Source organism: Clostridium sp. HGF2 (genome assembly GCF_964240115.1).
GTDB classification, from domain to species: Bacteria; Bacillota_I; Bacilli_A; order Erysipelotrichales; family Erysipelotrichaceae; genus Clostridium_AQ; species Clostridium_AQ innocuum.
The window spans coordinates 1-26,881 of sequence record NZ_CAXSSO010000018.1 but is presented as its reverse complement, the minus strand read 5'-3'; the positions used below and the strand labels follow the sequence as shown (position 1 = coordinate 26,881).

Below are 26,881 nucleotides of genomic sequence, written 5' to 3'. Positions count from 1 at the left end.
GTACTTGTTATTTAGATCCCCTAGCCTCAAGATTGTATTGGAAAATATGCAAATAAAAGCTCTACCATACGAGAATGGGGAAAACAGTCTGTAAAAAGGTGCAAGCTTTAAGTGCCTGCACCCATTCATTAACTGTTTTGTTTGTGTGTTGAAATACCTGATGGATCAGATTTGCTTCTGACGAATCAAATTCAGTGTGCCTCCGGCCAAAATTGTTTCTATATCACGCTGTGTCAGATTGTGTGTGACTGAAAAGCTGCTGTTTTTCGTGATATTCATGACCTCTACCGGTGTATTTTCTGTCAATGTATGCAGGTGCGTCATTGTTAACTCATCCATTTCATCAATGGAATCATAATCCGTCTCATTGCAGAAGGTAAATGGAATGATACCGAAATTGATCAGATTGGCACGGTGGATACGTGCAAAGCTCTTGGCAATCACCGCTTTGATTCCCAGATACATCGGGGCTAATGCAGCATGCTCACGGGAGCTGCCCTGTCCATAGTTGGCACCTGCGATGATGAAGCCTCCACCGTTGCGTAAACAGTCGTCATGGAAGCTTTCTTTCACATTCATGAAAATAAATTCACTGATTTTTTCGATATTGGAGCGGTAAGGCAATACCTTTGCTCCTGCCGGGGCGATGTGATCGGTGGTGATATTGTCACCTACCTTAATCATGACCCGCTTGTCAATGCGATCCGCAAGCGGCGTATTGATCGGCAGCGGCTTGATATTCGGACCGCGCACAACATCGGTTTTGGCAGCTGCTTCTGCATCCGGAATGATAATCATGGAATCATCGACGGTAAAGGACTGCGGCTCCTGCGGCAGCTCATAGCTCACAGTACGCGGATCTACAATATAACCATGCAATGCACTTGCGGCTGCAGTTTCCGGGGAAACCAGGCATACCTTGGCACTCAGCGTACCGCTTCTTCCATAGAAATTCCGGTTGAAGGTACGAAGGGAGAGCGCATTGGTGATCGGTGACTGCCCCATGCCGATACAGGGTCCACAGGTGGATTCCAGAATTCTGGCACCGGCGGAAATCATATCGGAAAGGCCGCCGTTTTGCGAAATCATATGCAATACCTGCCGGGAGCCCGGAGATATAACCAGACTGACATTCGAATCTACGGTTTTATCCTTCAAAATACCGGCAACACTCATCATATCCATATAGGAAGAGTTCGTGCAGCTTCCGATGGCAACCTGATCTACCTTCAGACCAAGCACTTCATGAATGGGAAGGACATTGTCCGGAGAATGCGGCATGGCAATCATCGGCTCCAGCGTATTCAAATCAATATCTATGACAGCATCATACACAGCATCCGCATCAGCTTTAAGCTCCTCATAAGCATCCTCGCGCTGCTGTTTCTTTAAAAACTCCCGTGTGACTTCATCACTTGGGAAAATCGAAGTCGTCGCACCAAGCTCGGCACCCATATTGGTAATGGTGGCACGCTGTGGAATACTCAGACTGAGAACACCGTCTCCGCTGTATTCTATCACATTCCCCACACCGCCTTTTACACTCAGTATTTGTAATACCTTTAATATGATATCCTTGGAGCTGACACCCTTTGTGAGGGAGCCGTGCAAACGAACATTGATAATTTTCGGCATATTGAGATGAAACGGCATGCCGGCCATGGCACAGGCAACATCCAGACCACCGGCTCCAATGGCCAAGGCCCCCATACCTCCCGCTGTCGGGGTATGGGAATCACTTCCCAAAAGAGTGGCTTGCGGCTTCGCAAAGCGCTCCAGATGAACCTGATGACAGATTCCGTTACCAGGACGTGAAAAGCGGACACCGTGCTTCATTGCCACTGTCTGCAAATACTTGTGATCGTCGGCATTCTCAAAGCCGCTTTGTAATGTATTATGGTCGACATAGCTGATAGACAGATCGGTTTTGACCTGATCCACACCCATCGCCTCCAGCTGCAGGTAAGCCATGGTTCCTGTGGCATCCTGTGTCAGTGTCTGATCGATACGGATTGCGATGGGTTTTCCTCGCTCCATCACCCCTTCTACCAGATGCTTCTGTATGATTTTTTCGGTTATTGTTGGCATAACTTCCCTTCCTTTCTCGTATACATGGAATATTATATCATGAAAAATGAAAATATTTCATTGAATTTATGAAAATTATGATATAATGGTGAAAGAATACTGTAAAAGGAGGTAGAGGAAATGAATGAGCATTTGAATTCTTTTTACCAGAAGGCGCGGGAGCACAATGATATCGCAAATGATCTGTTTCGCAAATACGATATTAAAAAGGGGCTGCGTAATGAAGATGGAACCGGTGTACGTGTCGGACTTACGAAAATTGCAGACGTTGTCGGTTATAAATATGTTGAGGAAGTAAAAACGGATGATATAGGAAAGCTGTACTATCGGGGCATAGAGCTGCGGGATATAATCCATGGCAGAAATTATGAAACGATTTGCGGGTATGAGGAAACCTGCTTTTTATTACTCTTCGGCTATCTTCCGAAGAAGGAGGAGCTGCAGGAGTTCTGCGGCTATCTGCGTGCGCATTATGAGCTGCCGGATGATTTTCTGGAATCCAAATTTCTGCATATGCCGGGAAAGAATCTGATGAACCGTCTGCAGCAGGCAGTGCTTGCCTTATATGATTATGATGATGCCCCGGATAACATATCGGTGGAAAATACACTGGAGCAGGGTTTGAATATTCTTGCCAAGCTGCCCTCCATTATCTGTTATGCCTATCAGAGCAAAATGCACCGATATAATAAGGAAAGTCTGGTGATCCATCCGGCACAGGAGCATCTTTCCATTGCGCAAAATATTTTGTATATGCTGCGCAAGGACCATGCATTCAGCGATCTGGAGGCAAAGCTGCTGGACATGATGCTGATCGTACATGCGGATCATGGCGGTGGGAATAACTCAACGTTTACCAATGTGGTGATTTCCTCTACCGGTACGGATTTTTATTCCTCCATGGTCGGGGCAATCGGAAGTATGAAGGGGCCAAGGCATGGCGGTGCCAATTTGAAGGTGAGCGGTATGATGCGTGCCGTTATAGAGGAAATCGGCTATTGTGAAAATGATATTGAAATCAAGGCACTGATTTACCGCATCCTGCATAAACAGTTTTACGATTACAGCGGTCTGGTATACGGCATGGGACATGCTATTTATACGCTGAGTGATCCGCGAAGTGAGGTATTGCAGGAATATATCGAAAAGCTTGCCGAGAAAAAGGGAAAGGTCAAGGAGTATGAATTCTATCAGCGCTTTGAGCAGTGCGCAAAGGATGTCATTCTGGATGTTAAGGGTGTGCATGTATCCAGTAATGTGGACTTCTACAGTGGCTTTGTATATGGCATGATGGGGATACCGGAGGATTTGTTTACGCCGTTGTTCGTCATGGCAAGAACCGTCGGCTGGCTTGCCCACAATATTGAAAATAAGGAATATGATGGAAGAATTATGCGTCCGGCAACGAAATATGTCGGCAGTGTGAAGCAATATGTAAAGATGGAGGACAGATGAAATGAGAACGATTACAGTATTTAAGGGAGACGGTATCGGACCGGAAATCGTGGATGCGGTCATACGGATTCTGGAGGCGGCAAAGGCACCGCTTGCTTATGAATGCTTTGCGGTCGGAGAAGCGGAATATGAACGCAACGGGAAGCTGATTCCGGATGCGGCATTTGCATCCTTTGAGAAAAACCGTATCCTGTTGAAGGCTCCGATTACAACACCGATCGGAAAGGGATTTCGTTCCCTGAATGTTACACTCCGAAACAAATATGATTTGTATGCGAACATACGGCCCGCCAAATCCAATACGGCTGTCAAGACACCGTTTGAACATGTGGATATCGTGACCTTCCGTGAGAATACCGAGGATCTATATGTCGGTGTAGAGGAACAGATTGATGCAGATACGGTGCATGCGACTAAAATTATTACACGTAAGGCAAGTACACGCATCATACGGGATGCCTTTGCATATGCGCGGGCGAATGACAGAAAAAAGGTTACCTGCGTACATAAGGCAAATATACTGAAAATGAGTGACGGCATGTTTCTTTCCATTTTTCAGGAAATAGCAAAGGAATATCCGGATATTGAAGCAGATGATAAAATTGTGGATAATGTGTGTATGCAGCTGGTTATGCGTCCGGAAACCTTTGATGTTCTGGTGATGCCGAATCTGTACGGTGATATTGTAAGCGATCTGACAAGCGGTCTGATCGGTGGTCTGGGGCTTCTTCCGAGCAGTAATATGGGGACAGAATATGCAATGTTTGAAGCGGTACACGGCTCTGCCCCGGATATCGCAGGAAAGCATGTCGCAAATCCGACAGCACTGCTGTGGTCTGCCTGTATGATGCTGGAGCATTTACAGGAAGCGGAATGCGCAGCGAAAATTCGTAAAGCGGTGAATGCGGTGCTGATGGAAAAGAAACATCTGACACCTGATCTGCATGGGAATTCTACAACGGAAGCATATCGTGATGCTGTTATAGCAAAATTATAATAGCGATAAAGATAAATAGAAGCAGCCGTATCTGCAGGGAGGATGCGGCTGCTTTCATGAAGGAGTCTGTGAAGCTGCTGTATGATAAGCGCAATGACTACGCTTTGCACGTCTTGCTTCTGTTTGCGTGATATAGATAGGGATATCAGAGTAGCCACAGGCCATAGTCGGATAGGAAGGTAAGCCGCAGGAAGAAGGGATTGCGCTAGCCGAGGGGGGGGAATAGCGCAGCATAGGGAATCCTCTACGGTATCTAGATAGCCGAAGTATCCCGGTTGTAATCGCAAAAGTGAAGCTGATAGAATTGAAAAAAGGACCTCGTATGAAGTCCTTTTTGCTATACGGAGAAAAAGGATCAGGGACGTATCTGTCCTTCTCCCAGAATAATGTATTTCTTGGTTGTTAAAGCCTGCAGCCCCATCGGTCCGCGTGCGTGCAGCTTCTGTGTGCTGATTCCGATTTCCGCTCCCAGACCAAATTCAAATCCGTCCGAAAAGCGTGTGGATGCGTTGGCATATACACAGGCGCTGTCGACTTCCTTTAAAAACTTTTTAACCGATGTGTAATTTTCGGAAAGGATGGCTTCACTGTGATGCGTGGAATAGGTGTTGATATGGGAGATTGCCTCCTCGATGGAGGACACTGTTTTGATAGAGATTTCCAAATCGAGATATTCGCGTCCGTAATCCTCCTGCGTTGCCGGAATACAGGCTGTATCCAGACGGCAGATACGAGAATCTGCATGAATTTTGACATGATATTGCTTTAGAGCCGCAAGCAGCTCCTGAATGAAACTGTCACTGATATCCTTATGAAGCAGGATGCTTTCACATGCGTTGCATACGCTTGTCCGCTGTGTCTTGGCATTGATGATAATAGGAATCACCTTGGCTGTATCTGCATCCTTATCGACGTAGACATGGCAGTTTCCGGTTCCTGTTTCAAGCACGGGTACGGTTGCATTTTTAACCGTATTGGCGATCAGTCCGGCACCGCCGCGGGGAATCAGTACATCGAGATATGCATGTAGCTTCATAAAGGCAGTCGCCGTTTCCCGTGAGGTATCCGCGAGAAGCGTGATGATATCCGCAGAGAATCCACATGCAGCCGCAGCTCTTCGCATGCTGCCTGCGATTACCAGATTGCTTTGCAGAATATCCTTACTGCCCCTCAGCATGACTGCATTGCCGGCCTTTAAAGACAGAACCGCCGCATCCACAGTCACATTCGGTCTTGCTTCATAAATCATGCCGACGACGCCCAGTGCAACACGCATCGTACCGATCTGCAATCCGTTTTCTGTGGTATGCATATCCGTGATTTCACCGATGGGATCCGGTAATGCACATACCTGACGGATCCCTTCTATGATTTGCCGCATCCGCGCTTCATTCAGCAGCATGCGGTCGATCAGCCCTTCCGCCATCCCGTTTTCCCTTGCGTTTTTTATATCTTGTGCATTTGCTTCCAGAATGGCAGGGATATCCTGCTCCAGCTGCTTTGCAATCGTGTTTAAAAGCGCATCCTTCTGCTTCCTGTCCGCATTCATAATCTGGTGTGAGGCCTGTTTACAGGCTTTTCCCAGCTCTGTCAGTGTTTTCATTTACATTTCCTCCCTCATAGTAAACAGCGTTCCGCGGTAATCATCACGCAGAATATCATATAAAATCGACGGCTGCCGTCCATTTGCGATGATCATCGGGATACCATGCTCATTCGCGAACTGTGCCGCAGATATTTTGGTAACCATACCTCCGGTACCGCGGGAGGAACCGGCTCCCTTTGCCATGCGGAAGACGGTATCATCAATAGCTCTTACGACCGGAATCAACCGGGCATCCTTGTTTTTCATGGGATCATCGTTAAACAGTCCGTCGATATCAGATAGCAGCACCAGCAGATCGGCATTGGTCAGATAGGCGGTGACTGCACTGAGTGTATCGTTATCTCCATAGGCGATTTCATCAACGGCCACACTGTCATTCTCGTTGACGATGGGAATGACACCATATTCCAGCAGTGTCTCCAGAGTATTTACGGCGTTTGCGCGCAATACTTCATTTTTGGTGACGGTTTTGGTGAGTAACAGCTGTGCGATGCTTTGACCGTATTGGGAAAAGAATTTATCATAGATAAACATCAGCTCACATTGTCCTACGGATGCTGCCGCCTGTTTTTCTCGCATCAGCTCCGGACGCTTGCGCATCTGCATCTTGGCAACTCCTGCCGCAACCGCCCCACTGCTTACCAGAACAACATCCAATCCTCTGTTTTTTATATCGCTCAGTACCATAGCTAAAGCATCTATGCGTTGAAAATTCAAGCCTCCGCCGGGATGTGTCAGCGTGGAGGAGCCGACTTTGACAACGATTCTTTTAATTTGTTTCATATCTTTCATTTATTTACAACTCCTTTGAAAATTGTTTCTTCTATTATACCCAAGAAGAATCAAAGACGCAATGCTTTCTATATATTATATTTTATGGTTGCAGTGGATATTGTTGCTAAAAGCACCGGATAACAGGATAAATGCTGTAGGTATACCTCTGCACTCTTCCGCTTCCGCAGGCAGCCGAGTGTTTTATCGTATACATTTTGGCGAACTATGTATGCTGTCATGATCAGTGCAGGCTTTTTATGTTCACGGGATAAATTCTGAGAGATCCTATGGCTGTTGATTTGTCTTCCCTTCATTTGCAGCCTTATGATCATCTGTATAGTAGCTCAGGAAAAGGAAATGCTTTTCTATGAAAAAATTATGGTTTTTAGCACTAACCTATTGACAGTGCTAAAATATTGGCATATACTATTAGCAGACTTAAAGAGCGAGTGCTAACAGGAGGTAATTACGTATGGCGAGAAAGAAACAATTCAAGGCTGAGTCCAAACGTCTATTAGATCTGATGATCAACTCTATTTATACACATAAGGAAATTTTTTTAAGAGAGCTGATTTCAAATGCAAGTGATGCGATCGACAAGCTGTATTATCAGGCACTGTCAGATAACCTGAGTGATGTGGATACATCCGGCTTTAAAATTTATCTGGAGGCAGATAAGGAAAACCGCACCCTGACCATCCGGGACAACGGTCTGGGTATGAACAAGGATGAGCTGGAGGATAATCTGGGAACGATTGCGAAGAGTGGTTCTCTGGCGTTTAAGCAGGAGATGGAAGAGGCAGAGAAAAATGATGATGTGGATATCATCGGACAGTTTGGTGTCGGCTTCTATTCCGCATTTATGGTTGCGAGCCGCGTGGAGGTAACGACGAAGAAATACGGGGAAGAAACAGCATATCTGTGGAGTAGCAATGCGGTAGACGGCTATTCCATTGATGAATGTGAAAAAGACGAGCATGGAACGCAGATTGTTCTTTATCTGAAGGATAATACGGAGGATGAGAATTATGATGAATATCTGCAGCAGTATGAGATTGAGCGTCTGATTAAAAAATATTCTGACTATATCCGTTACCCAATCGAAATGTGGGTGGAATCCAGTAAGCGCGTAGAGGATGCGGAAGGTGAAAACGAGGATACGGACAAGCCTGCAGAGCCAAAGTATGAAACCGTGAAGGAGCTGAAAACGCTGAATTCCATGATTCCGCTGTGGAAAAGAAACAAATCCGAGATTACAAAGGAAGAATATGATGAATTCTATAAGAGTAAATTCAATGATTATACAGAGCCGCAAAAGGTGATTCATACAAGTGTTGAGGGGGCAGTTTCCTTTACAACACTGATGTTTATTCCGGGTAAGGCACCATTCAACTATTATTCTCAGGATTACAAGAAGGGGCTGCAGTTGTATAGCCGTGGTGTCTTCATCATGGATAATGCGGAAGAGCTGATTCCGGAGCATTTCCGTTTCGTGAAGGGACTGGTGGATTCTCAGGATCTCTCTTTGAATATCTCCCGTGAAATGCTGCAGCACGATCGTCAGCTGAAGGTAATCGCTAACCGTATTGAAAAGAAAATCAAATCCGAGCTGCTGCTGATGCTGCGCAATGATCGTGAAGAATATGAGAAGTTCTGGAAGAATTTCGGTCTGCAGATCAAATTCGGCGTATACAATGATTTCGGTGCAAACAAGGAAACTCTGCAGGATCTGCTGATGTTCTACTCCAGCAAGGAACAGAAGCTGGTTACACTGGATGAATATATCAACCGCATGGAGGAAGGGCAGGAGCACATCTACTTCATGAGTGGTGATAAGGTGGAACTGATTGACAATCTGCCACAGGTCAAGAAGGTGAAGGAAAAGGGTTATGAAATCCTGTATCTGACAGACAATGTGGATGAATTTGCACTTCAGGCTTTGATGAATTATAAAGAGAAAACCTTTAAGAACATTTCTCAGGGCGATCTGGACCTTGATAGCGAAGAGGAAAAGAAGGAGCTGGAGAAAAAGGCTGAGGAAAATAAGGATCTGTTAAGCGGTCTTAAGGAAGTGCTGGGGGATAAGGTGAAGGATGTTAAGATTTCTTCCCGCCTGGTGGATGATCCTGTTTGTCTGAGTAGTGAGGAAGGCATGTCCTTTGAGATGGAAAAGGTGTTAAGTGCTATGCCGGAAGGAAATCCGTATGGTATGAAGGCATCCCGCATTTTGGAAATCAATCCGAAGCATGAAATCTTCAATGCCCTGCAGAGGGTATACGAGCAGGATAAGGATGCAGTGAAGGATTATGCAGATTTACTGTACGATCAGGCATTACTGATTGAGGGCTTCCCGATTGAAAATCCTACAGAATTCTCTAAGAAAATCTGTGATTTCATGGTAAAGGCCAGCAAATAAGAGCATTATAAAATTTAAACAAGGAAACAACCTGTTTCAGTGAAGCTGTGCACTGTGACAGGTTTTCTTATTCCTTCAAAATTTCGAAGCAGGACAAAATGATGAAGAGCCTGTATGACGCGACGGAATATTTACAGATATAAAGAATCCCGGGCAGTGATACATGTATATCAGCAGCACTCACAAACAAGCTGTCTTTCTGAGGTATATCAGGAAACATCATGGAAAGGGACAAGGAATCAACGTACAGCCAGTGGAAATATATGCTGCTGTATCAGCTGAACGCAAATGATACGATGATAATGGAAAATAGAAATCTGAGAGACTGTATGCTATATTGGAAGAAAGACTGCTGAATACGCTGCAGGGTCAGGGGATAAAGGAAAGCACCCTGCTGTTCTATCAGCTGATGTACTCTGCTAAGGAAGGCAGGATTGCCGCATGCCCTGTGTGAACGCACCAAAGGATGGCTCATTCCTGTGAAAACATTTGTTTTATCACACAGAAGCCTGATTCTATGGTACAATTAGAACACTTCCGGTAACGGGTATGGTTTTACCGGATATAGCATATCATACGACGAGGGAGGTGCCTGTATGAGACGAAGAAGTATATTTGGCATTATTGTGCTGTCCATTATAACCTGCGGTATTTACTATCTGATTGCATGGGTACAGATATTCAGTGATATCAATTACGGGGCAAGAGAAAACGATACCGCCATAACCGATCTGCTGCTGTCCATTGTGACCTGTGGTATCTGGGGGATTTTCTGTTTCTGGAAATATTCCAAAAAGCTGTATGCGATGGGAGCCGAGGATAACAGTTTGATCACTGTTCTGTTAGCTGTGTTCGGCTTGCCGATTATATCGCTCTGTATAATGCAAAGCAGTATCAATGATTTGATTGATCGCACGTACTGATATGAGCCGTGATATAAAAAATGCACTGGGAATCGGAGTGATCCTGTTTCTGGTGCTCTTCGTTTTCGGAAGCTTCTGTCCGATTGAGCGGATATTTGGAATACCATGTCCGGGCTGCAATATGTTTTCTGCCATATACTGGCTGTGTAAAGGAAATCTTTCTGCCGCCTGGTATTTCCATCCGGCTGTATTCCTTCTGCTTCCTTACGCCGCTATGTGTGTAGTGCTTTTTGTGAGAAACAGAGAAGGTATTGTGAAGGGCAGGGTATTTCGTGTGATGAGTGTGCTTTTGCTGGGGACTATGCTTGCAGTATACCTGTGGCGAATGCTCTATGTGTTTCCCCATGCTCCTATGCAGCTGAATGAGCATGCACCGCTTATTCGCCTGCTGCAGCTGTTTTTTTGAGAAGAGCTTCTTCCTGCACGGCAATATAACAAGTATGCATGCCTGTTATAAAAGCTTCCTTGTATATGAAAGGAGATATCCCAACTTGTGAAAAAATGTGAAAAGCAAACAACAGAGGAGAGCTTGATAAGTCGATAGATATCGGCTTTTTTTTGTTATGATAGAAAGACCATGTGGTCTGTTTGTGAAAAAGTGATAACGGTTACAGCTATTTCGTTGAAAAGTTCCGAATGATTTTAGTGAATAAGGTAAAAAATAGGGTATTTTGCTTGTATAAAAGGTTAAAATATGCATGTATATTCAAAAATTTACGTAAATTAATTAGAATTTTACTTAAAAAGATAGACAGCCTCACTTGTGAAATATATAATAATCATGTAAAGAGGTGTTGCTGTATATGAATAAAAATATTGGTGAACTTATCAAACAGAAGCGGACAGAAAATAAGATGACACTGAAGGATATCAGTGAAGCTACCGAGCTTTCCATCGGCTATCTGTCTCAGCTGGAACGTGGACTGACCTCCATTGCTCACGATACGCTGAAGAAGGTCGCAAAGGCGCTTGGGGTTGAGATGACGTATTTCATGGAACAGCCGAAAACGAAGGAAAAAGCGGTATTGCGCAGCTATGAGCGGGAAATTCTGCGTATTGAGGGAAGCTCAATCATCGAATATGCAATGACAAATATGGCTGATCGCGGGGAAATGCTGCCTAAGCTGGTCGAGATTTTGCCACAGAAGGAAGTGGAGGAATCGCTGCCGTATCCGCATGAGGGTGAAGAATTCGTCTATGTGCTGGAAGGCATTCTGACTCTACAAATCGAGGAGGATATCTGTGATCTGTATCCGGGAGATTGTGCCCATTATAAATCAACAAGAACGCATAACTGGAGCAATCAGACGAACAAGGTTGTAAAATTTATCACCATCAATACACCGAACCTTTTTCAGGAAGCAGGGGAGAAGCTATGAAAGAGCCTACCATAATCAATATTCAGAAATATTCTGTGCATGACGGAGATGGTATCCGTACAACGATATTCTTTAAGGGCTGTCTGCTGAACTGCTGGTGGTGTCATAACCCGGAAAGTCAGAAGTATGCACCGGAGCTGATGTTCAATCGCGAAAAATGCAGTGGCTGCGGATATTGCAGGAAGGCGTGCAGTCATGGAGCCATTACGATTGAGGAGGATGGAACAGCACATACCGATACGGAAAAATGTGTGCTATGTGCAGACTGTCTGGATTACTGCCTGCACAATAACCGTGAAATCGTCGGAAAGCAGTACAGCATTAAGGAGCTGATGACCATCGTAAACAAGGACGCGCAATTCTATGAGGAAAGCGGCGGGGGCGTAACGCTTTCCGGAGGAGAGGTCATGACGCAGGATATCGATTATCTGGAAGAGCTGTGCAGACAGCTGAAGGATAAGGGATACAATGTCGCGATTGACACCTGCGGCTATGCACCAAAGGAAAGCTATGCGCGCTTGCTGCCGTATGTGGATACCTTTCTGTACGATATCAAGACGCTGGATGATGATAAGCATAAAAAGTATATGGGAAAATCCAACGCTGTCATACTGGAGAATCTGGAATTTCTGGCAGACAGCCGTGCGAATATCAACATCCGCATACCGGTCGTTGTTCCGGTGAACAGTGATGCGGATACAATGCTGGATATCATTACATATTTGAAAAAGCGTATCGGAATCGTCAAGGTGAATCTGCTGCCGTATCACAATACGGGAAGCAGCAAATATGAAAAGCTGGGTCGCGTCTATCCCGCAGCGGATTTGGGAGTACCGGCACAGGAGCATATGGAAATGCTGAAATCTCTGTTTGAGGAACATGGTTTTCAACAGGTGAAGATAGGAGGATAAACAATGGAACTCAGAGGAATGAATGATCGAATCAAGAAGCTAAGAAAGCAGAGCGAGGAAACTACACCGCATATCTTTATGGAGCGTGCTATGCTCATGACGGATGCCTACAAAAAATACGAGGGTGAGGTATCGATCCCGGAGCTGCGTGCTTTGTCGATGAAGGAAATCTTTTCCCGCAAGACCATCACGATTGAAGACGGCGAGCTGATTGTCGGAGATAAGGGGGCAGGACCGCAGTCAACGCCTACTTTCCCGGAGCTGTGCTGCCACACGCTGGAGGATATGAAGGTTATGAATGACCGTGAGCTGATTTGCTTTAAGGTCAGTGATGAGGATATGAAGCAGCAGGAGGAAACGATTATCCCGTTCTGGGAAAAACGTTCCATCCGTCATAAAATTATCAATTCCATGTCACAGGAATGGAAGGACTGCTATGAAGCAGGAATATTTACAGAATTTATGGAGCAGCGTGGTCCGGGTCATACGGTCGGTTCTGAGAAAATCTACGCAAAGGGATTTCTGGATTACCAGCAGGACATTGAAAAGGCAATTGCTGCTATCGATTTCCTGAAGGATCCGGAGGCAATCGAAAAACGCGATGAGCTGCGCGGTATGAGCATTATGTGCGATGCCATTATGATTCTGGGAAAACGCTATGCAGCGCTGGCCAGAGAGCTTGCGGAAACGGAAAGTGATCCTGCACGTAAGGAAGAGCTGCTGCAGATTGCCGTAAATTGTGATGTCGTTCCGGCACATAAGCCGCAGACCTACTGGCAGGCAATTCAGATGTACTGGTTTGTTCACCTCGGTGTGACAACCGAGCTGAATCCATGGGATGCATACTCCCCGGGACGTCTGGATCAGCATCTGAATCCGTTTTATGAAGCAGACATTGAAGCAGGACGTCTGGATAAAACAAAGGCTAAGGAGCTTCTGGAATGTCTGTGGGTGAAATTCAACAATCAGCCGGCACCTCCAAAGGTGGGAATCACGCTGAAGGAATCCTCCACCTATACGGATTTCGCAAACATCAATACCGGAGGAATCACACCGGACGGAGAAGACGGGGTGAATGATGTATCCTATCTGATTCTGGATGTTATGGATGAAATGAAGCTGCTGCAGCCATCCAGCAACGTACAGATTTCCAAAAAGACACCGATGAAATTTATCAAGAGAGCATGTGAAATCAGCCGTAAGGGCTGGGGGCAGCCTGCCTTCTACAATACGGAGGCTATCATTCAGGAGCTGCTGAATGCCGGCAAATCCATTGAGGATGCACGGCGCGGAGGAACCTCCGGCTGTGTGGAAACCGGTGCCTTCGGACGTGAGGCATACATTCTGCAGGGATATTTCAACCTGCCGAAGATTTTGGAAATCACACTGCACAACGGACTTGATCCGGTTGGTGGAAAGCAGCTTGGGTTAAAGCTTGGAGAAGCAGAAGACTTCAAGAGCTATGAGGAGCTGTTTGACGCATACAAAAAACAGATTGAGCACTTTGCGGATATCAAGGTGAAGGGAAGCAATATGATTACCCGCATCTATGCGAAATACATGCCGGCACCATTCCTTTCCATCATCACGGATGACTGCATCACAAACGGTAAGGATTACAATGCCGGAGGAGCACGCTATAATACGAACTACCTGCAGGGGGTAGGAATCGGAACGATAACCGACTCCTTATCCGCAATTAAATATAATGTGTTTGACAAAAAGAATTTCACCATGGGTGAGCTGATGAGGGCATTGCAGGACAACTTCGAAGGAGAAGAGCATGTGCGTATCTTCAATCTGGTATCCCGCAAGACTCCGAAGTACGGAAATGATGATGATTATGCCGATGCGATTATGAAGGAGGTCTTCACCTTCTATAAGAATACGATTACAGGTCGTCCGAATATGCGTAACGGTCAGTGGAGAATCAATATGCTGCCAACGACCTGCCATGTATATTTCGGTGAGGTCATGCTGGCTTCTCCAAACGGCCGTCTTGCACATAAGCCGGTCAGCGAGGGAATCTCTCCGGAAAAGGCAGCGGATGTGAACGGACCGACCTCTGTTATTCGCTCCGCGAGTAAAATGGATCATCTGTCCACCGGCGGTACGCTGCTGAATCAGAAGTTTACACCAAGTGTTGTTGCAGGTGAAGACGGTTTAAGCAATATGGCGGATTTGATCCGCTCCTACTTCAATATGGACGGACACCACATTCAATTTAATGTCATCGATCGTGAAACACTGATCAAGGCACAGCAGAATCCTGCGGAATACCGGGATCTGATCGTACGTGTTGCAGGATACTCCGATCATTTCCGAAATCTGAGCAAGGAGCTGCAGGATGAAATCATCAATCGTACGGAACAAAGCTTTGCATAAACAATATTAGGAAAGAAGGAAAAACATTTATGAACAAGACCATTGGATTTATCGGCAGCGGGAATATGGGCGGTGCGATGATAGGGGGAATCATCAAAGCCGGTCTGACTGCCAGAGAGAATATTTATGTATCCGACATCAATGAGGATAGCCTTGTACGCGTAAGGGAAAGCTATGGGGTTCATACGACAACGGATAATGCAGAGCTGGCAAAGGTGTGCGATATCATCGTGCTGTCTGTTAAGCCGTTTTTGTATCCGGTAGTCATCGACCAGATCAAGGCTGTTGTAAAGGAGGATGTCATCATCGTCGTTATCGCTGCCGGACAATCCTCTGCAGCTGTTGCCCATTTGTTTGGAAGAGAAATCAAAATCGTGAAGACGATGCCGAATACACCGGCGCTTGTCGGAGAAGGAATGGCTGCCATTGCACCTGCAAAGAATGTGACAAAGGAAGAAACAGAAGAAATTACGGCCATCTTCAACAGCTTTGGTAAGAGTGAAATTGTTTCAGAGCACCTGATGGATGCAGTAACTGCAGTCAGTGGTTCATCACCGGCATATGTTTATATGATGATTGAAGCAATGGCAGATGCTGCAGTTGTGGAAGGTATGCCAAGACCACAGGCATATAAATTTGCGGCACAGGCGGTATTGGGAAGTGCTCAGATGGTTCTGGAAACAGGAAAGCATCCGGGAGAGCTGAAGGATATGGTATGTTCACCGGGAGGAACAACCATCGCCGCTGTCGCAAAGCTGGAGGAAACCGGATTTCGCTCCAGTATTATGCAGGGCATGAAGGCTTGTGCGGATAAATCGAGAGAGATGTCAAAATAAGAAAAAGAATTTTGGATGAAGACTGTGATTCACAATGTGGTTATGGTAAGGAGTTGCGGCGGGCAGGGATGTCTTTGCATGCAATCCCTGCTCCAGCTCAGACGGCGTGCTGTTACAGAGGGATGCTGAACAGCGCGTCGGTGATGAACAGTCAAGCAGTATCGGAGTTAAATAACAGAGAAGACGCAAGAGCGTATATTGGGAGTTAAAGAGAAGATTATGGATATTACTACTATTATTATTGGATTGCTGATCGCACTGCTGATCGGATACACTGCATTTTTAGCTTATGACCTGTTCAAACACAAGGATGAGTTTGAGGGGGATACTTCCTGGTGGAAGACCGGTGCTATCGGTGCTCTGGTTAATTTCTTTGATCCGCTGGGAATCGGAGCATTTGCTCCACAGACAGCACTGCTGAAATTTACGAAACAGACACGGGATAAGCTGATTCCGGGAACGATGAATGTTGCTAACTGTATTCCTGTGTTGCTGCAGGCACTGATTTTTACAACGGTTGTCAAGGTAGAGGCATGGACACTCGTTGTCATGCTGGCTGCCGCAATGCTTGGTGCAGTTCTCGGAGCCGGTGTGGTTTCCCGTATGTCAGAGAAAAAAATCCGCCTGGTGATGGGCTTTGCTCTGGCATGTACAGCATGCATTATGCTGGCAAGCCTTTTAAATTTGATGCCAATCGGAGGCGACGCCATTGGTTTGGCAGGAGGAAAGCTGGTAATTGCCGGTTTTGTTAATTTCATTCTGGGGGCATTGATGACAGCAGGTGTCGGCCTGTACAACCCTTGTATGGTACTGGTGTATCTGCTGGGAATGTCACCGGATGTGGCATTTCCAATCATGATGGGCTCCTGTGCCTTCCTGATGCCGCCTGCATCTGTGAAGTTTATCAAGGAGGGCGCATATAATCGAAAATCAGCACTTTCCATGGCGATTTTCGGATCGATTGCAACACTGGTTGCATCCCTTCTGATTAAATCCCTGCCGCTGGATGTGTTGAAATGGATCGTTGTATGTGTAACGGTATATACGTCCACAGTTATGCTTCGTGCCGGATTCTCCAAGGGGAAGGCGCATTCCACAGCGGGAAAAGCTGAAGCAGTGGAAATTGTAGATTGAGATAGAAAAGAGATTCTCCGCTATATAAAGTGAGGATCTCTTTTTGTTTTCGGGTATGTTAAGAAAGGAGATGCAGTTGCCGGATAGCCGCAATACGAAGCAGTATGCACATATCGTCATGCCTTCAACCAAACCGATTTTTGTAATATCGGTATAAGATGACTGGGAAGCAGAGGCTTCTTATAGTATAATAGGTAAGAGAGCAAGGAGTAAGGAACATGATAAAGCATATTGTATTTGATATAGGAAATGTATTGATGAGCTTTGCGCCGGAAGCCTATTTTAAACGCTGGTTTCAAAGCGAAGATAGGACACATCGTATATGCAGCCGCATATTTACGCATGAGGCCTGGGAGAAGTATGATCAGGGTATCTGGATGCTGGAGGATTTGTATGCAGTATATCACAAAGCATATCCGGATATGCTTGAGGAAACGAATATCGTATTGCAGAACTGGCTGCAGCTGATGAAGCCGATGCAGGAAAGCATTGCGTTCATGAAACAGGTGAAGGATGATGGCTATGGAGTATATATCCTATCCAATATCAGTCAGGATTCTGCGGATTTTCTGAAGAAAACCCAGCGATTTTTTTCGCTCGCAGATGGGGCAGTATTATCCTATGAGGAGAAAATCAACAAGCCGGATCCCCATATTTATGAGGTACTGCTGCAGCGCTATGAGCTGAACGCCGGGGAGCTTCTTTATCTGGATGATAATGTGGAAAATGTCAGGCAGGCAGAGCTGCTGGGCATTCATGGTATAGTGTTTCGTGATGTGTCATGTATCAAAGAAGCGAAGAGGCTGTTGAAAGAGGAATGTCATGCTAAAAATTGATCAGATGGTAACCGGAGTCATATCCGGTATGGATGAAGCGTATAACGGCTTGCTGCGTTGCGGAAAGGACGTCGTGCTTGTACGCCATGTAATGAAGCAGGAGGAGGTACGCGTCCGGATTATCAGGCGTATAGCGAAGGGATATATCGGAGAGATAGTGGAAATAAAAAAAGCATCTCCTTACCGTATCGCGGTAAAATGTCCGATCTATGAGCGCTGTGGAAGCTGTCAGCTGCTGCATATGAATGCGAAGGGTCAGCAGGAGTTTAAAAACCGCAGCATCCGGACGCTATGTGCAAAGGCTAAGATAGGAAAGCTTAAAGCAGAGGAAATCGTAGCGATGGAGGAGCCGTGGCATTACCGTAATAAAATGATTATCGGCTTTCAAAGGGATAAGCAGCGTCGTATTCAGGCAGGCTTTTATGAGGAATTTTCCCACCGTATTATTCCCTATAAGCGTTGTCTATTGCATCCTGAGGTCTGTGATGATATCATTGCGGGCATTGTTGAGCTGATGGGAAAGCTGCGTATTGAACCGTACGATGAGGATAAGCGAAGAGGGCTTATCCGGCATGTCGTCATGCGTTATGGTGCAGTGAGCGGGCAGATTATGATCGTTCTTGTATTGAATTCCAATGTGTTTCCGGCCAGAAAGAATTTCATACAGGAATTAAGAAGGCGATATCCTCAGATTACAACGATTGTGCAGAATGTGAATACCAGAAAAACAAGTGTGGTTTTAGGGGATGAGGAGCGTGTGTTGTACGGTCCCGGATATATCGAGGATGTCCTGTGTGGCATGACCTTCCGTATTTCTGCAAAGTCCTTCTATCAGATCAATCATGAGCAGACAGAGGTGCTGTATCAGCGTTCGGTGGAGCTGCTGAAGCTGAATGGAGGGGAAACGGTGCTGGATGCTTATTGCGGCATCGGGACAATCGGGATGTATGTGTCGCGCTTCGTGAAGCAGGTGATCGGTGTGGAAATTAACGGCGATGCTGTAAAGGATGCCAGAATCAATGCAAAGATCAATCAGATCAACAATATCCGTTTTGTCTGTGATGATGCAGGGCGCTATATGTCAAGGCTTGCGGCTGAGAAGAAGCGGCTGGATGTGGTGATTATGGATCCTCCGCGGAGTGGGAGCTGTGAGGAGTTTATAAAAAGTCTGGTGCGGATGAAGCCAAGGCAGGTACTGTATATCTCATGTAATCCGCAGACGCAGATACGCGATTTGCAGGTGTTTGAGCGTATGGGGTATCGGGTGCAGGGGGAGATGGTTCCAGTGGATTTATTTCCGCATACCGTGCATGTGGAGACGGTCTGTTTGATGTCAAGAAAAGATAAATAATTGCCAGAAAGCGGCGTATTTCCGGGCTTTTTGCGAGGTAAGCATCATCAGAGGAGCCTTGCGAAAAGCTCGGTTTTCTTATATGGAAACATATCCACTAAGCGAATTTGCCGGACAGCAAAAAATGAGTGGTAGGGTTTAGGCTGTGGATTAGATGTCAGGGGTTGTGGCAGTGATATGGATAACAAGGCTGACCGCAGTTCAAGCCACTCGATACTCGAAGGGGTAGTAGGCAGTGGATTGGATGTTTGATACGGAAAACAAGAGGAGCTGTATGGATTATGATGTGCTTCATAATTTTTTTATCCGTTTTTTGAAAAAACCATTGCTTTGCCCTTGGGACAATGTTGTATAATGAATTCAACAGGAGGTGATGGTATTGGGGTATAAGGTTAAATGGGTTGAAGATAACTTGGGTGTTACAAGAAAGGCACTTCGCGTATTTGAGAAAGCTGGTCTTATGCCTGAAAATAAGGGTGGTCAATATCGAGATTATGACGATGATGATATAGACCGCATTTGGACGATACGAGTTTTACAGGGTATGGGATATTCAATTAAAGAAATTTGCGATATGGTCTCTGATGATGAGTTTGATTTCGATACTTCTATATCTCAGAAGGTAGAGCAGTTAGAAGAAAAAAAGGTAGAGCTGGAACGCCATTTAGGATATGCGAAGACCATTAAACTAACCGGGCGATTTCCATCACGACCTAAAAAAATGGGTGAGGTAAAGTTTGAGGATTTTCAAGATGATGCCATTGAAAGATGGAATATTTCAGGGGATCCACAAGGTGAAGCATATGCACAATTGGCTGAAACGATGTTATCAAAATCCACCGAAGAATGGGATAATAGTGATTTGGGACGTATGCTATCTGCATTAGAGATGATGAAAAATACAGACTTGGATTTGTTGCTTGCAGAATACGTATTACCTAAATCGATTTGTAAGCGCAAGGCCCGGGGAGCTAACCATCCAGAGATTCAATTAATGATTAAGCTCATATATGAAAATCAGAATATATTGGGCCAGGCTTATGGTATGGAAGGAAAAATGACCATAAAACAGTTTTCACGATTTTATTCGTCGAGCTATTTGGCAGGTGATGTTGCAAAGTTAAAAGCTGGTGAATATAGTGAGGAGGATTGTGAATTTATAGCTGAAGCGATTTCTATATTTGGTGGTTATAAAAATTACGATGAATTAGTCGAGGAAGAGATGCGCTATGGTAGACGAGATGGAGGAGGCGAAAAGAATGAGTAATCTAGGTGGATATCAATGGTTAACTACTGCAGCAAAGAAGGTCGGAGGTCCTAAAAACCTTGTTTTAATGATAGCAGGAGCAGGTGCAGTGGTTTATAAAGGCGGCGAGGTGGCTGTTAAACGTACTGTAAAAGCAATAAAACAGAGGAAAAATAAAGAACAATTGTCGGAGATAGTTAATACAAAAATGTATACTGTAACAGCTGAGGGTATGAGCAATGAGGGATTGGAATTTAAAATCGGAGACCAATTTAGAGTATTGCAATCAGATAAAGATGCTATTCTGATAGAAAAAATTGGCGATAATGATAATCCCTATTTTGTGTCAGCAGAATTGCTGAAGAATATATCAGATTTCGAGTGCTAGGAGGTAATTGTTATGAGATGTGCAAACTGTGGAAATGAAGATGAGAATACTCTATGGGATGAAGGAGATACGATTTACTGTTCTCGATGTACTCATAGAACAAGAACTTCTGACGGAGAAGAGGATCTGGTTGAATGTCCTCATTGTCATGAGATGAGAGATAGCAAGGCTTATTATTGTAGACATTGCAATATGCCTTTTTAACAGGGGGTGAAAAAATGACCAGAGATGAACTGAAAGACCAGATTCATGAGTTAATGAGACAGTATGCAGATGAGGAAATTGATGGAGATACATATAAACAAAAGATAATGGATTTAACCACATCTGCTCAGAATGCAAACGACGAAGATTAATTTTTAGATGACAAGATAGAAAAGAGGCGGAATTATGCAGCAGTGTCCATTTTGTGATAAAGTCTATGATGAATCTGAATATAGCCATTGTCCATATTGTTCGGGCGAATTAGAGGATGACGATGATGAAGTTCGTCCATGCCCTGAATGCGGTGGTTGCTTACATTGGGATGGAGAAGTTTGGGAATGCTCAAACTGTGACTACTCAGAGGAAGACTAAAAAAGAAAAACTCCCCATCACCGGATTAGTTTCTAGTGGTGAGGAGCCTTTTTGTGTCTATGGACTTATGCCAGAATATCAATACTCACTCCGGATTTCAGTTCCACGGTGAAATGGTCATCCCAGACGGTTATCTGCTTGACCCAGCGTCGTACCAGTGACTCATCAAAGTCGGTGAGGTGGGTGGTCTGCTGGGAGATGTAATCCTGCAGATCGTTGATTCGTTTTATTTGCTCATCCCTTGCAGCAGTATCGACTGTTGTCTGCTGGCGGAGCTCTCGGAGTCTGAAAATCTCATCAGCAATCTCGTCGTAGGCTTCTTTGCTCTGGGCTTTCTGGATGAGCTCTTGTTACAGGGCCATCAGCTTCTCGTCGATGTTCTCAACGGAAGTGGCCTGCGAAGCTCGGATAACCGAAGCGATGTTAAGCTGCAGCTGTGCCTGATAGCTACTTTTGTTTCCAAGCATCTGGTTGATTGCCTTGACGACGGCATCCTGAAGAACCAGCTCATTGATGGTTCGGGCGTGGCATTCCAGTCCAGTGGATTCCAGCCTGCTGATGCAACGCCAGACGATAGATTTAACTCCACGATTGTTCCAGTGGAGCCTTCGGAACATTTCACCACATTCTCCGCAGATAATGATTTGGGAGAAGCAGTGATTGCAGCTATAGCTACGTTTCTTGCCATTGGCACTGGTTTTGACCACTCGCCTGCGGACTAGTTCTTCTTGAACCTGTAAGTAAATGTCTTTCGGAATAATAGCTTCGTGGTTACCTTCTACATAGTATTGAGGAACGAGACCGTTATTCTTGACTCTGGTTTTGTTCAGAAAGTCAGTTGTGTAGGTTTTCTGGAGCAGGGCATCGCCGATGTATTTCTCATTGCGCAGGATCTTGTTGATAGTGCTTGTGTGCCACCTTTTTCCTCCTGCACCGGTAAGAATACCATCACGCTCCAACCCGGCGGCAATCTTATCCATGCTGAGTCCTTCTAAGTATTCTCGATAAATACGCTTTACGATTTCTGCTTGTTCTGGGTCAATTATGAGGTTGCCGTCCGCGTCCTTCGTGTATCCAAGAAAACGATTGTGGTTGATTTGTACCTTGCCTTGCTGATAGCGGAACTGGATGCCCATCTTCACGTTCTGGCTCAAGGATTGTGATTCCTGTTGGGCCAGTGATGCCATGATGGTGATTAGGATTTCTCCTTTGGCATCCATTGTGTTTATGGATTCCTTCTCGAATATGACCGGAATATTCATGTCCTTGAGTTCTCTGATGTATTTCAGACAGTCCAGAGTGTTTCGGGCAAATCGGCTGATAGACTTGGTAATAATCATATCAATTTTACCGGCCTTGCAGTCATCAATCATGCGGTTGAATTCTTCACGCTTTTTGGTGTTGGTGCCGGAGATGCCGTCATCGGCATAGATTCCGGTGAATTCCCAATCCGGGTTCTTCTGAATATATTCTGTATAGTGTTCTACCTGAGCTTCATAGCTGGTAGCCTGCTCATCGCTGTCTGTACTGACACGGCAGTACGCTGTGACTCGGAGCTTCGGTTTTTCTTCTTCCTTCTTGCGAGCGTTACTTCCAACTTGGCGTCTCGCAGGAATCAGCATTACATTTCCCATTATTGACTCTCACTTTCTATGAGGCTGTACAGGTATTCCGCTTGTCTGACGGGGTTATCATGTAAGACAACACCGTCTTTCATATAAAAGTGGGTAGGTATCTGTATTTTCCTCATTTGTGTTTTCTTATTATTCCGTCCGAGCTTAGTGGCCCGGCGTATACGCTCTTCTTGCGCTTTCTGGTAAGTATCCTTATCAATGATAGCTGGGTAGAAGTCATCACCAAGATAATGGGCTGTTTCCATCAATCGCTTAGCGGTTCCATGATAGGTTGGAATTCCGGCTTCTGCAGCTGCCTTCGATAAGGACATACCACTCAAATAATTCTTATAGAGCTGTCGGAGCTTAGTGGCAGCAGGTTTATCAATGACGGCAGTGCCGTTTTCAATCCGATAGCCAAAGGGTGTGTGTCCCATTTAATCACCAATCCTTTCTGTGAATGTCAGTCCACATTTCAACACAAACTTGATTTCATTTCTTCCGGTAATCTCAATGTGGTCTGCGTAGCTTTCAAAAAGCTCCTCATTGTAGGCTGTCAACATTTCGGTATGAGATACGAAGTGGAGCAGCAGGTTTGTTTCTGTAACCTTTACTGAGTCACCGGTCATGCAGATGGTGATAGCTTCAATATCAGAGCGGTAAGTCTCTGCCTGCAGGAGGAGGGCATTTGTTTCTTGATTGTATAAAATCTGGTCAATATAGCCTTGTGCCATCAGCTTTGTCAGGGTTTCTCGCTGCTCGCTATTCTGGGCCAGAAAAAGCTCCAAGTGCTGAATTCGCTGTACCGCTTCATCTCCAGAAGAATTCTCAAGGGCTTTCAGATAAGGAGCAAGTACTAGGCGATGCCCGTAGATGAGCTTGTTCAGCATCGTTATAAATGCAGCTTTTATCTCATCATCCCTTGCATACTTCATGCCGCAGGTGGCCTTATCCTTCAGGTGGGTATTGCAAGCCCATGCGACATACTTGTAGGTAGTGCAGGTATGAATCCTGCGCTTGAAGGTGTCGCCACATTCTCCGCAAATGATTTTTCCTGAGAATGCGTAGCGTTGCTGGTATTTACTATTGCCTTTTTCGATACCTTTCTCAGAAGCTCTTTGTGCGACCAGTGCATTAGCAGCGTCAAAATCTTCATGGCTGATAATCGCTTCATGGTGGTCTGGAGCCATGTACTGGTCAACCTCACCGTAATTGATGTGACGATTGAAGTTCTCATCGGTATAGGTCTTTTGAAAAATAACGTCACCAGTATATTTCTCGTTGGCAAGGATGGCTCGAATGGTAGTAGCGGTCCATTTGCTGTTTTTCTTGGACGCAATACCATCTGCATTTAGCTCATCAGCGATAGCCTGAGTTCCTTTGCCGGAGAGGACATCAGCAAATATCTTTTTTACAATTTCGGCCTGTGCTGGATTGACGACCATATTTTCTCCGTCCCAATCGTAGCCGTAGGGCGTATAGCTCAGCTTGAAGGTTCCGTTCTGGAAGCGGCGCTTAATGGACCACTTGGCGTTTTCGGAAATGGAAGTGGATTCACCTTCAGCCATACTACTGAGAATGGCAAGGAAGAGCTCACTTTCCATTGAGCCGGTGTTTATATTTTCCTTTTCAAAGGAAAGCGGAATATCCAAGCTCTGCAGTTTTCTTACAAGTGCCAAGCAGTCGGTCGTGTTTCGAGAAAAGCGGCTGATGGATTTGGTGATAACAAAGTCAATTTTCTTTGCTTCACAATCTGATATCAAGCGAAGTAACTCCGGACGTTTTTCAGCCTTGGTTCCTGTGATACCTTCATCGAAGTAGAGACCGGCGAACTGCCAATCCTCACGGGAATTGATGTATCGCTCATAATGGGCTTTCTGTGCTTCCAGACTTTCCAGCTGGGCATCACTGCCTGTCGAAACACGGCAGTAGGCAGCAACTCTGAGTTTCTTTTTTATAGTGATGTTATTCTGTGCACCTTCGATTTTTGTTACCTTCTTCACGGTAGTTCACCTCCCTTCGTTAGTGTCACATATTAGCTCTGAAAGCCTTATATATCAACGGATTTCTGGCATAATCTCCACCCAAAATGGAGAGAATGTCTCACGAATTTTCAGCGATAATTTGTTGAACTCTGACAAGGAAATAAGTCCAAGCTCCAGCATGTTTTCAGCCACTTTCTGCGCCTGAAAGAAGTTATAATCCTGTTCGATATCGGCCTGCTGGATGGGCTTAGGAGCAGCAGAAACCGGAATTGATGTTGTGATATTCTCTTGCATAATTGCCTCCAATCTGAGGAAGTTCCTCACTACTAAATGGAGGCGAGATAGTGGTTTGGCCGAAAAAAGATAAAATTATCTGCCTCCACTATCCAATGGAGGTGAAGTGAGCTTTTGAGCCATCAAAAATAAAAAAAGAGGGCCCGCAGGAGATAACTCCCACAGACCCTGTGAAAAGGTGTGCCTTATAACTTCTTTGCAAAATCAAGAGAAATCCATCCAGCTCCGGATTTGAGCTTACCCCAAAGAGTAGCGCCTGCTCCCTTGGACTCTTGAACAATGGTAAAGATGCCCTTGCCAGTGAACTGACCGGTTCTGTCGTAGTTGGTACCCGGACCCTTACGGATATTCAGATTGGCGATGCTGACCTGAACCTTATAGGAAGTGTCCTTGGAAGGAGTGGGTGCCGGTGTGGATGCTACCGGGTAGACAACATTTCCAGAGGCATCAAAAACCTTGTAGCCAGAATTCTCGTCTACCTTTTTATTGGCATTGTCCAGTACCTTATAAGCTCCAATCTGACTCTTGGCATCAGACCAAGACTTGCGTACACGGTACATCTGAGTGGTAGGAGCAGTGCTGCCGCTACCAGAAGTAGTTCCAGAAAGCTCTGCGGTAACCTTCGTAGCCAAATCTCCAAGTCTGGCATAGAGCCAGTCACCCGGACAGGACTTGTTCGCAAACCATCTGTGGACAGTAAGTACCATCTCATCAGACTTCGGTACATAATTTAAGGTCTTGTCCTTATTGGCAAACCATAAGAGCTTCTTCTTACCGTTACGCTTGCAGATATCCACGCAGAGCTTGATGAGAGATGCGTAGACTTTATCGTTCATCCAGTAAGGCTCCTTGGTATCAGAAGCGCACTCGATGGTAACGGCTCTTTGGTCGTTGGCATTGGAAGAGGAGCACCAAGAACGGTTCTTCTCCTCGACATACAAGCCGACTCTGCCGTTTTTATCGATACCGTAGTTGCTGGATGCCTGCGTAGAGGCCTTGGCAAACCAGTCACCAAGGCCTTCTGCAGTACACTGACCCACAACACAGTGAGGTGTGATGCGGTCAATGGAATGAGTTCTCTGTCCAGAATGATTTGGACTCAGTTTGGTATACGCTACCATTTTGCTGTTTGTGTAAGCCATGTTAGTTTTCCTCCTTTGCGCTTCTGTCATGAAGCTGTTCTAATACGACCTTGATTTTTTCAGGGACCGGAAGTCCGAGACGGGCTGCATTTTCCAGAATGCTGACACCTTCATTGGAAATGTAGAAGAAGATGACTGCTGTACGAAGAACGCTGCCAGAGCCGATGACGTGAGCATCAAGAATACTGCCAATGCCAACGAGCAAGAAAATCAGCACCTTTCTACAGATACCTTTGAAGCCTACTTCGCTGGAGAGGGTGTGATTGCTAATGGCGCACATGACGCCAGTGACATAGTCGATGGCTACAAATGCGATGAGTGCGTAGAGCAATCCATCCCAACATCCGAGGAAGTAGCCGAGCCAGCCGCCAATGCCGGTAAAGATGAGTTGAATCGTGTTCCAGAATTCTTTCATGATAAATTCCTCCATTTCTGAAATTTGTTATAAAAAAAGCAGCTACTATCTGATAGCAATGTCATCAACTTAAGGTATCTTGACAAAAAAAGAGTATTCAGTATAGAGAACAATCAATATGTTCCTATAGA

At 45.3% G+C, this 26,881-nt stretch carries 23 protein-coding genes and 1 pseudogene; 15 read left to right on the top strand and 9 right to left on the bottom strand.

Annotation, left to right across the window (positions count from 1 at the left end):
* Positions 1-165: 165 nt before the first annotated feature.
* On the bottom strand, positions 166-2,088 hold the full coding sequence (locus ACESPQ_RS20170; RefSeq protein WP_109771033.1) for an aconitate hydratase: 1,923 nt from the start codon (positions 2,086-2,088) through the stop codon (positions 166-168).
* 120 nt (positions 2,089-2,208) lie between these two features.
* Here ACESPQ_RS20170 and ACESPQ_RS20165 point away from each other — a divergent pair, with 120 nt between their 5' ends.
* A complete protein-coding gene (locus ACESPQ_RS20165) occupies positions 2,209-3,543 on the top strand; it encodes a citrate synthase (RefSeq protein ID WP_109771034.1) in 1,335 nt (444 codons plus the stop codon).
* A gap of 1 nt (position 3,544) precedes the next feature.
* The gene (locus ACESPQ_RS20160) at positions 3,545-4,540 is read left to right on the top strand and encodes an isocitrate/isopropylmalate dehydrogenase family protein (RefSeq protein ID WP_002609803.1); all 996 of its coding nucleotides are present in this window, start codon (positions 3,545-3,547) and stop codon (positions 4,538-4,540) included.
* 355 nt (positions 4,541-4,895) lie between these two features.
* Here the strand turns inward: ACESPQ_RS20160 and ACESPQ_RS20155 are convergent, their stop codons facing one another.
* Both ACESPQ_RS20155 and proB read right to left on the bottom strand, forming a co-directional pair.
* The gene (locus ACESPQ_RS20155) at positions 4,896-6,143 is read right to left on the bottom strand and encodes a glutamate-5-semialdehyde dehydrogenase (protein WP_002609805.1); all 1,248 of its coding nucleotides are present in this window, start codon (positions 6,141-6,143) and stop codon (positions 4,896-4,898) included.
* Complete coding sequence (gene proB / locus ACESPQ_RS20150) at positions 6,144-6,938, bottom strand: glutamate 5-kinase (RefSeq protein ID WP_002609807.1); 795 nt, start codon at positions 6,936-6,938, stop codon at positions 6,144-6,146. It abuts the gene before it with no gap.
* Positions 6,939-7,392: 454 nt separating this feature from the next.
* Between proB and htpG the strand changes: the two genes are divergently transcribed.
* The 13 genes from htpG (at position 7,393) to ACESPQ_RS20085 (ending at position 21,081) form a co-directional block, all read left to right on the top strand.
* Positions 7,393-9,336 carry a molecular chaperone HtpG gene (gene htpG / locus ACESPQ_RS20145; protein ID WP_109771035.1) on the top strand — a complete coding sequence of 648 codons (1,944 nt, stop codon included), beginning with the start codon at positions 7,393-7,395 and terminating at the stop codon, positions 9,334-9,336.
* Positions 9,337-9,932: 596 nt separating this feature from the next.
* Complete coding sequence (locus tag ACESPQ_RS20140) at positions 9,933-10,259, top strand: DUF4234 domain-containing protein (RefSeq protein WP_002609812.1); 327 nt, start codon at positions 9,933-9,935, stop codon at positions 10,257-10,259.
* Position 10,260: 1 nt separating this feature from the next.
* Positions 10,261-10,665, top strand: coding sequence for a DUF2752 domain-containing protein (locus tag ACESPQ_RS20135; RefSeq protein ID WP_002609814.1), 405 nt, complete (start codon positions 10,261-10,263; stop codon positions 10,663-10,665).
* Positions 10,666-11,062: 397 nt separating this feature from the next.
* The gene (locus ACESPQ_RS20130; RefSeq protein ID WP_002609816.1) at positions 11,063-11,638 is read left to right on the top strand and encodes a helix-turn-helix domain-containing protein; all 576 of its coding nucleotides are present in this window, start codon (positions 11,063-11,065) and stop codon (positions 11,636-11,638) included.
* Complete coding sequence (locus tag ACESPQ_RS20125; RefSeq protein WP_257334996.1) at positions 11,635-12,549, top strand: trans-4-hydroxy-L-proline dehydratase activase; 915 nt, start codon at positions 11,635-11,637, stop codon at positions 12,547-12,549. Before ACESPQ_RS20130 ends, ACESPQ_RS20125 begins: the two co-directional genes overlap by 4 nt.
* Positions 12,550-12,552: 3 nt before the next feature.
* A complete protein-coding gene (hypD, locus tag ACESPQ_RS20120) occupies positions 12,553-14,934 on the top strand; it encodes a trans-4-hydroxy-L-proline dehydratase (RefSeq protein WP_118002788.1) in 2,382 nt (793 codons plus the stop codon).
* A gap of 29 nt (positions 14,935-14,963) precedes the next feature.
* Positions 14,964-15,770, top strand: coding sequence for a pyrroline-5-carboxylate reductase (gene proC / locus ACESPQ_RS20115; protein ID WP_257334993.1), 807 nt, complete (start codon positions 14,964-14,966; stop codon positions 15,768-15,770).
* Positions 15,771-15,989: 219 nt separating this feature from the next.
* Entirely contained in the window at positions 15,990-16,904 is a 915-nt protein-coding gene (locus tag ACESPQ_RS20110; protein ID WP_373144830.1) for a sulfite exporter TauE/SafE family protein, read from the top strand.
* A gap of 218 nt (positions 16,905-17,122) precedes the next feature.
* Positions 17,123-17,740 (top strand): HAD family hydrolase, encoded by a 618-nt coding sequence (locus ACESPQ_RS20105; RefSeq protein WP_002609824.1) that lies wholly within the window; start codon positions 17,123-17,125, stop codon positions 17,738-17,740.
* Positions 17,727-19,091: a 23S rRNA (uracil(1939)-C(5))-methyltransferase RlmD gene (gene rlmD, locus ACESPQ_RS20100; protein WP_109771040.1), complete on the top strand. Its 1,365-nt coding sequence runs from the start codon at positions 17,727-17,729 to the stop codon at positions 19,089-19,091. Before ACESPQ_RS20105 ends, rlmD begins: the two co-directional genes overlap by 14 nt.
* 379 nt (positions 19,092-19,470) lie before the next feature.
* Positions 19,471-20,358, top strand: coding sequence for a MerR family transcriptional regulator (locus ACESPQ_RS20095; protein WP_181392551.1), 888 nt, complete (start codon positions 19,471-19,473; stop codon positions 20,356-20,358).
* Positions 20,351-20,725 carry a hypothetical protein gene (locus tag ACESPQ_RS20090; RefSeq protein WP_109771042.1) on the top strand — a complete coding sequence of 125 codons (375 nt, stop codon included), beginning with the start codon at positions 20,351-20,353 and terminating at the stop codon, positions 20,723-20,725. Before ACESPQ_RS20095 ends, ACESPQ_RS20090 begins: the two co-directional genes overlap by 8 nt.
* Before the next feature lie 218 nt (positions 20,726-20,943).
* A complete protein-coding gene (locus ACESPQ_RS20085) occupies positions 20,944-21,081 on the top strand; it encodes a hypothetical protein (RefSeq protein WP_181392552.1) in 138 nt (45 codons plus the stop codon).
* Between the two features lie 285 nt (positions 21,082-21,366).
* On the opposite strand, the pseudogene ACESPQ_RS20080 reads toward ACESPQ_RS20085, so the two are convergent.
* The 6 genes and pseudogenes from ACESPQ_RS20080 to ACESPQ_RS20055 form a co-directional block, all read right to left on the bottom strand.
* Positions 21,367-22,935 (bottom strand): annotated as a pseudogene (locus ACESPQ_RS20080) (recombinase family protein).
* Positions 22,935-23,351, bottom strand: a complete 417-nt coding sequence (locus tag ACESPQ_RS20075; protein WP_373144829.1) for an integrase — start codon at positions 23,349-23,351, stop codon at positions 22,935-22,937. Before ACESPQ_RS20075 ends, ACESPQ_RS20080 begins: the two are co-directional and overlap by 1 nt.
* Complete coding sequence (locus ACESPQ_RS20070) at positions 23,352-24,917, bottom strand: recombinase family protein (RefSeq protein WP_373144828.1); 1,566 nt, start codon at positions 24,915-24,917, stop codon at positions 23,352-23,354.
* A 54-nt stretch (positions 24,918-24,971) separates the two neighbouring features.
* Positions 24,972-25,193, bottom strand: coding sequence for an SHOCT domain-containing protein (locus ACESPQ_RS20065; RefSeq protein ID WP_109771045.1), 222 nt, complete (start codon positions 25,191-25,193; stop codon positions 24,972-24,974).
* 185 nt (positions 25,194-25,378) lie between these two features.
* Positions 25,379-26,335 (bottom strand): N-acetylmuramoyl-L-alanine amidase, encoded by a 957-nt coding sequence (locus ACESPQ_RS20060; RefSeq protein WP_109771046.1) that lies wholly within the window; start codon positions 26,333-26,335, stop codon positions 25,379-25,381.
* Position 26,336: 1 nt separating this feature from the next.
* Positions 26,337-26,750, bottom strand: a complete 414-nt coding sequence (locus ACESPQ_RS20055; protein ID WP_109771047.1) for a phage holin family protein — start codon at positions 26,748-26,750, stop codon at positions 26,337-26,339.
* Between the last annotated feature and the right edge of the window lie 131 nt (positions 26,751-26,881).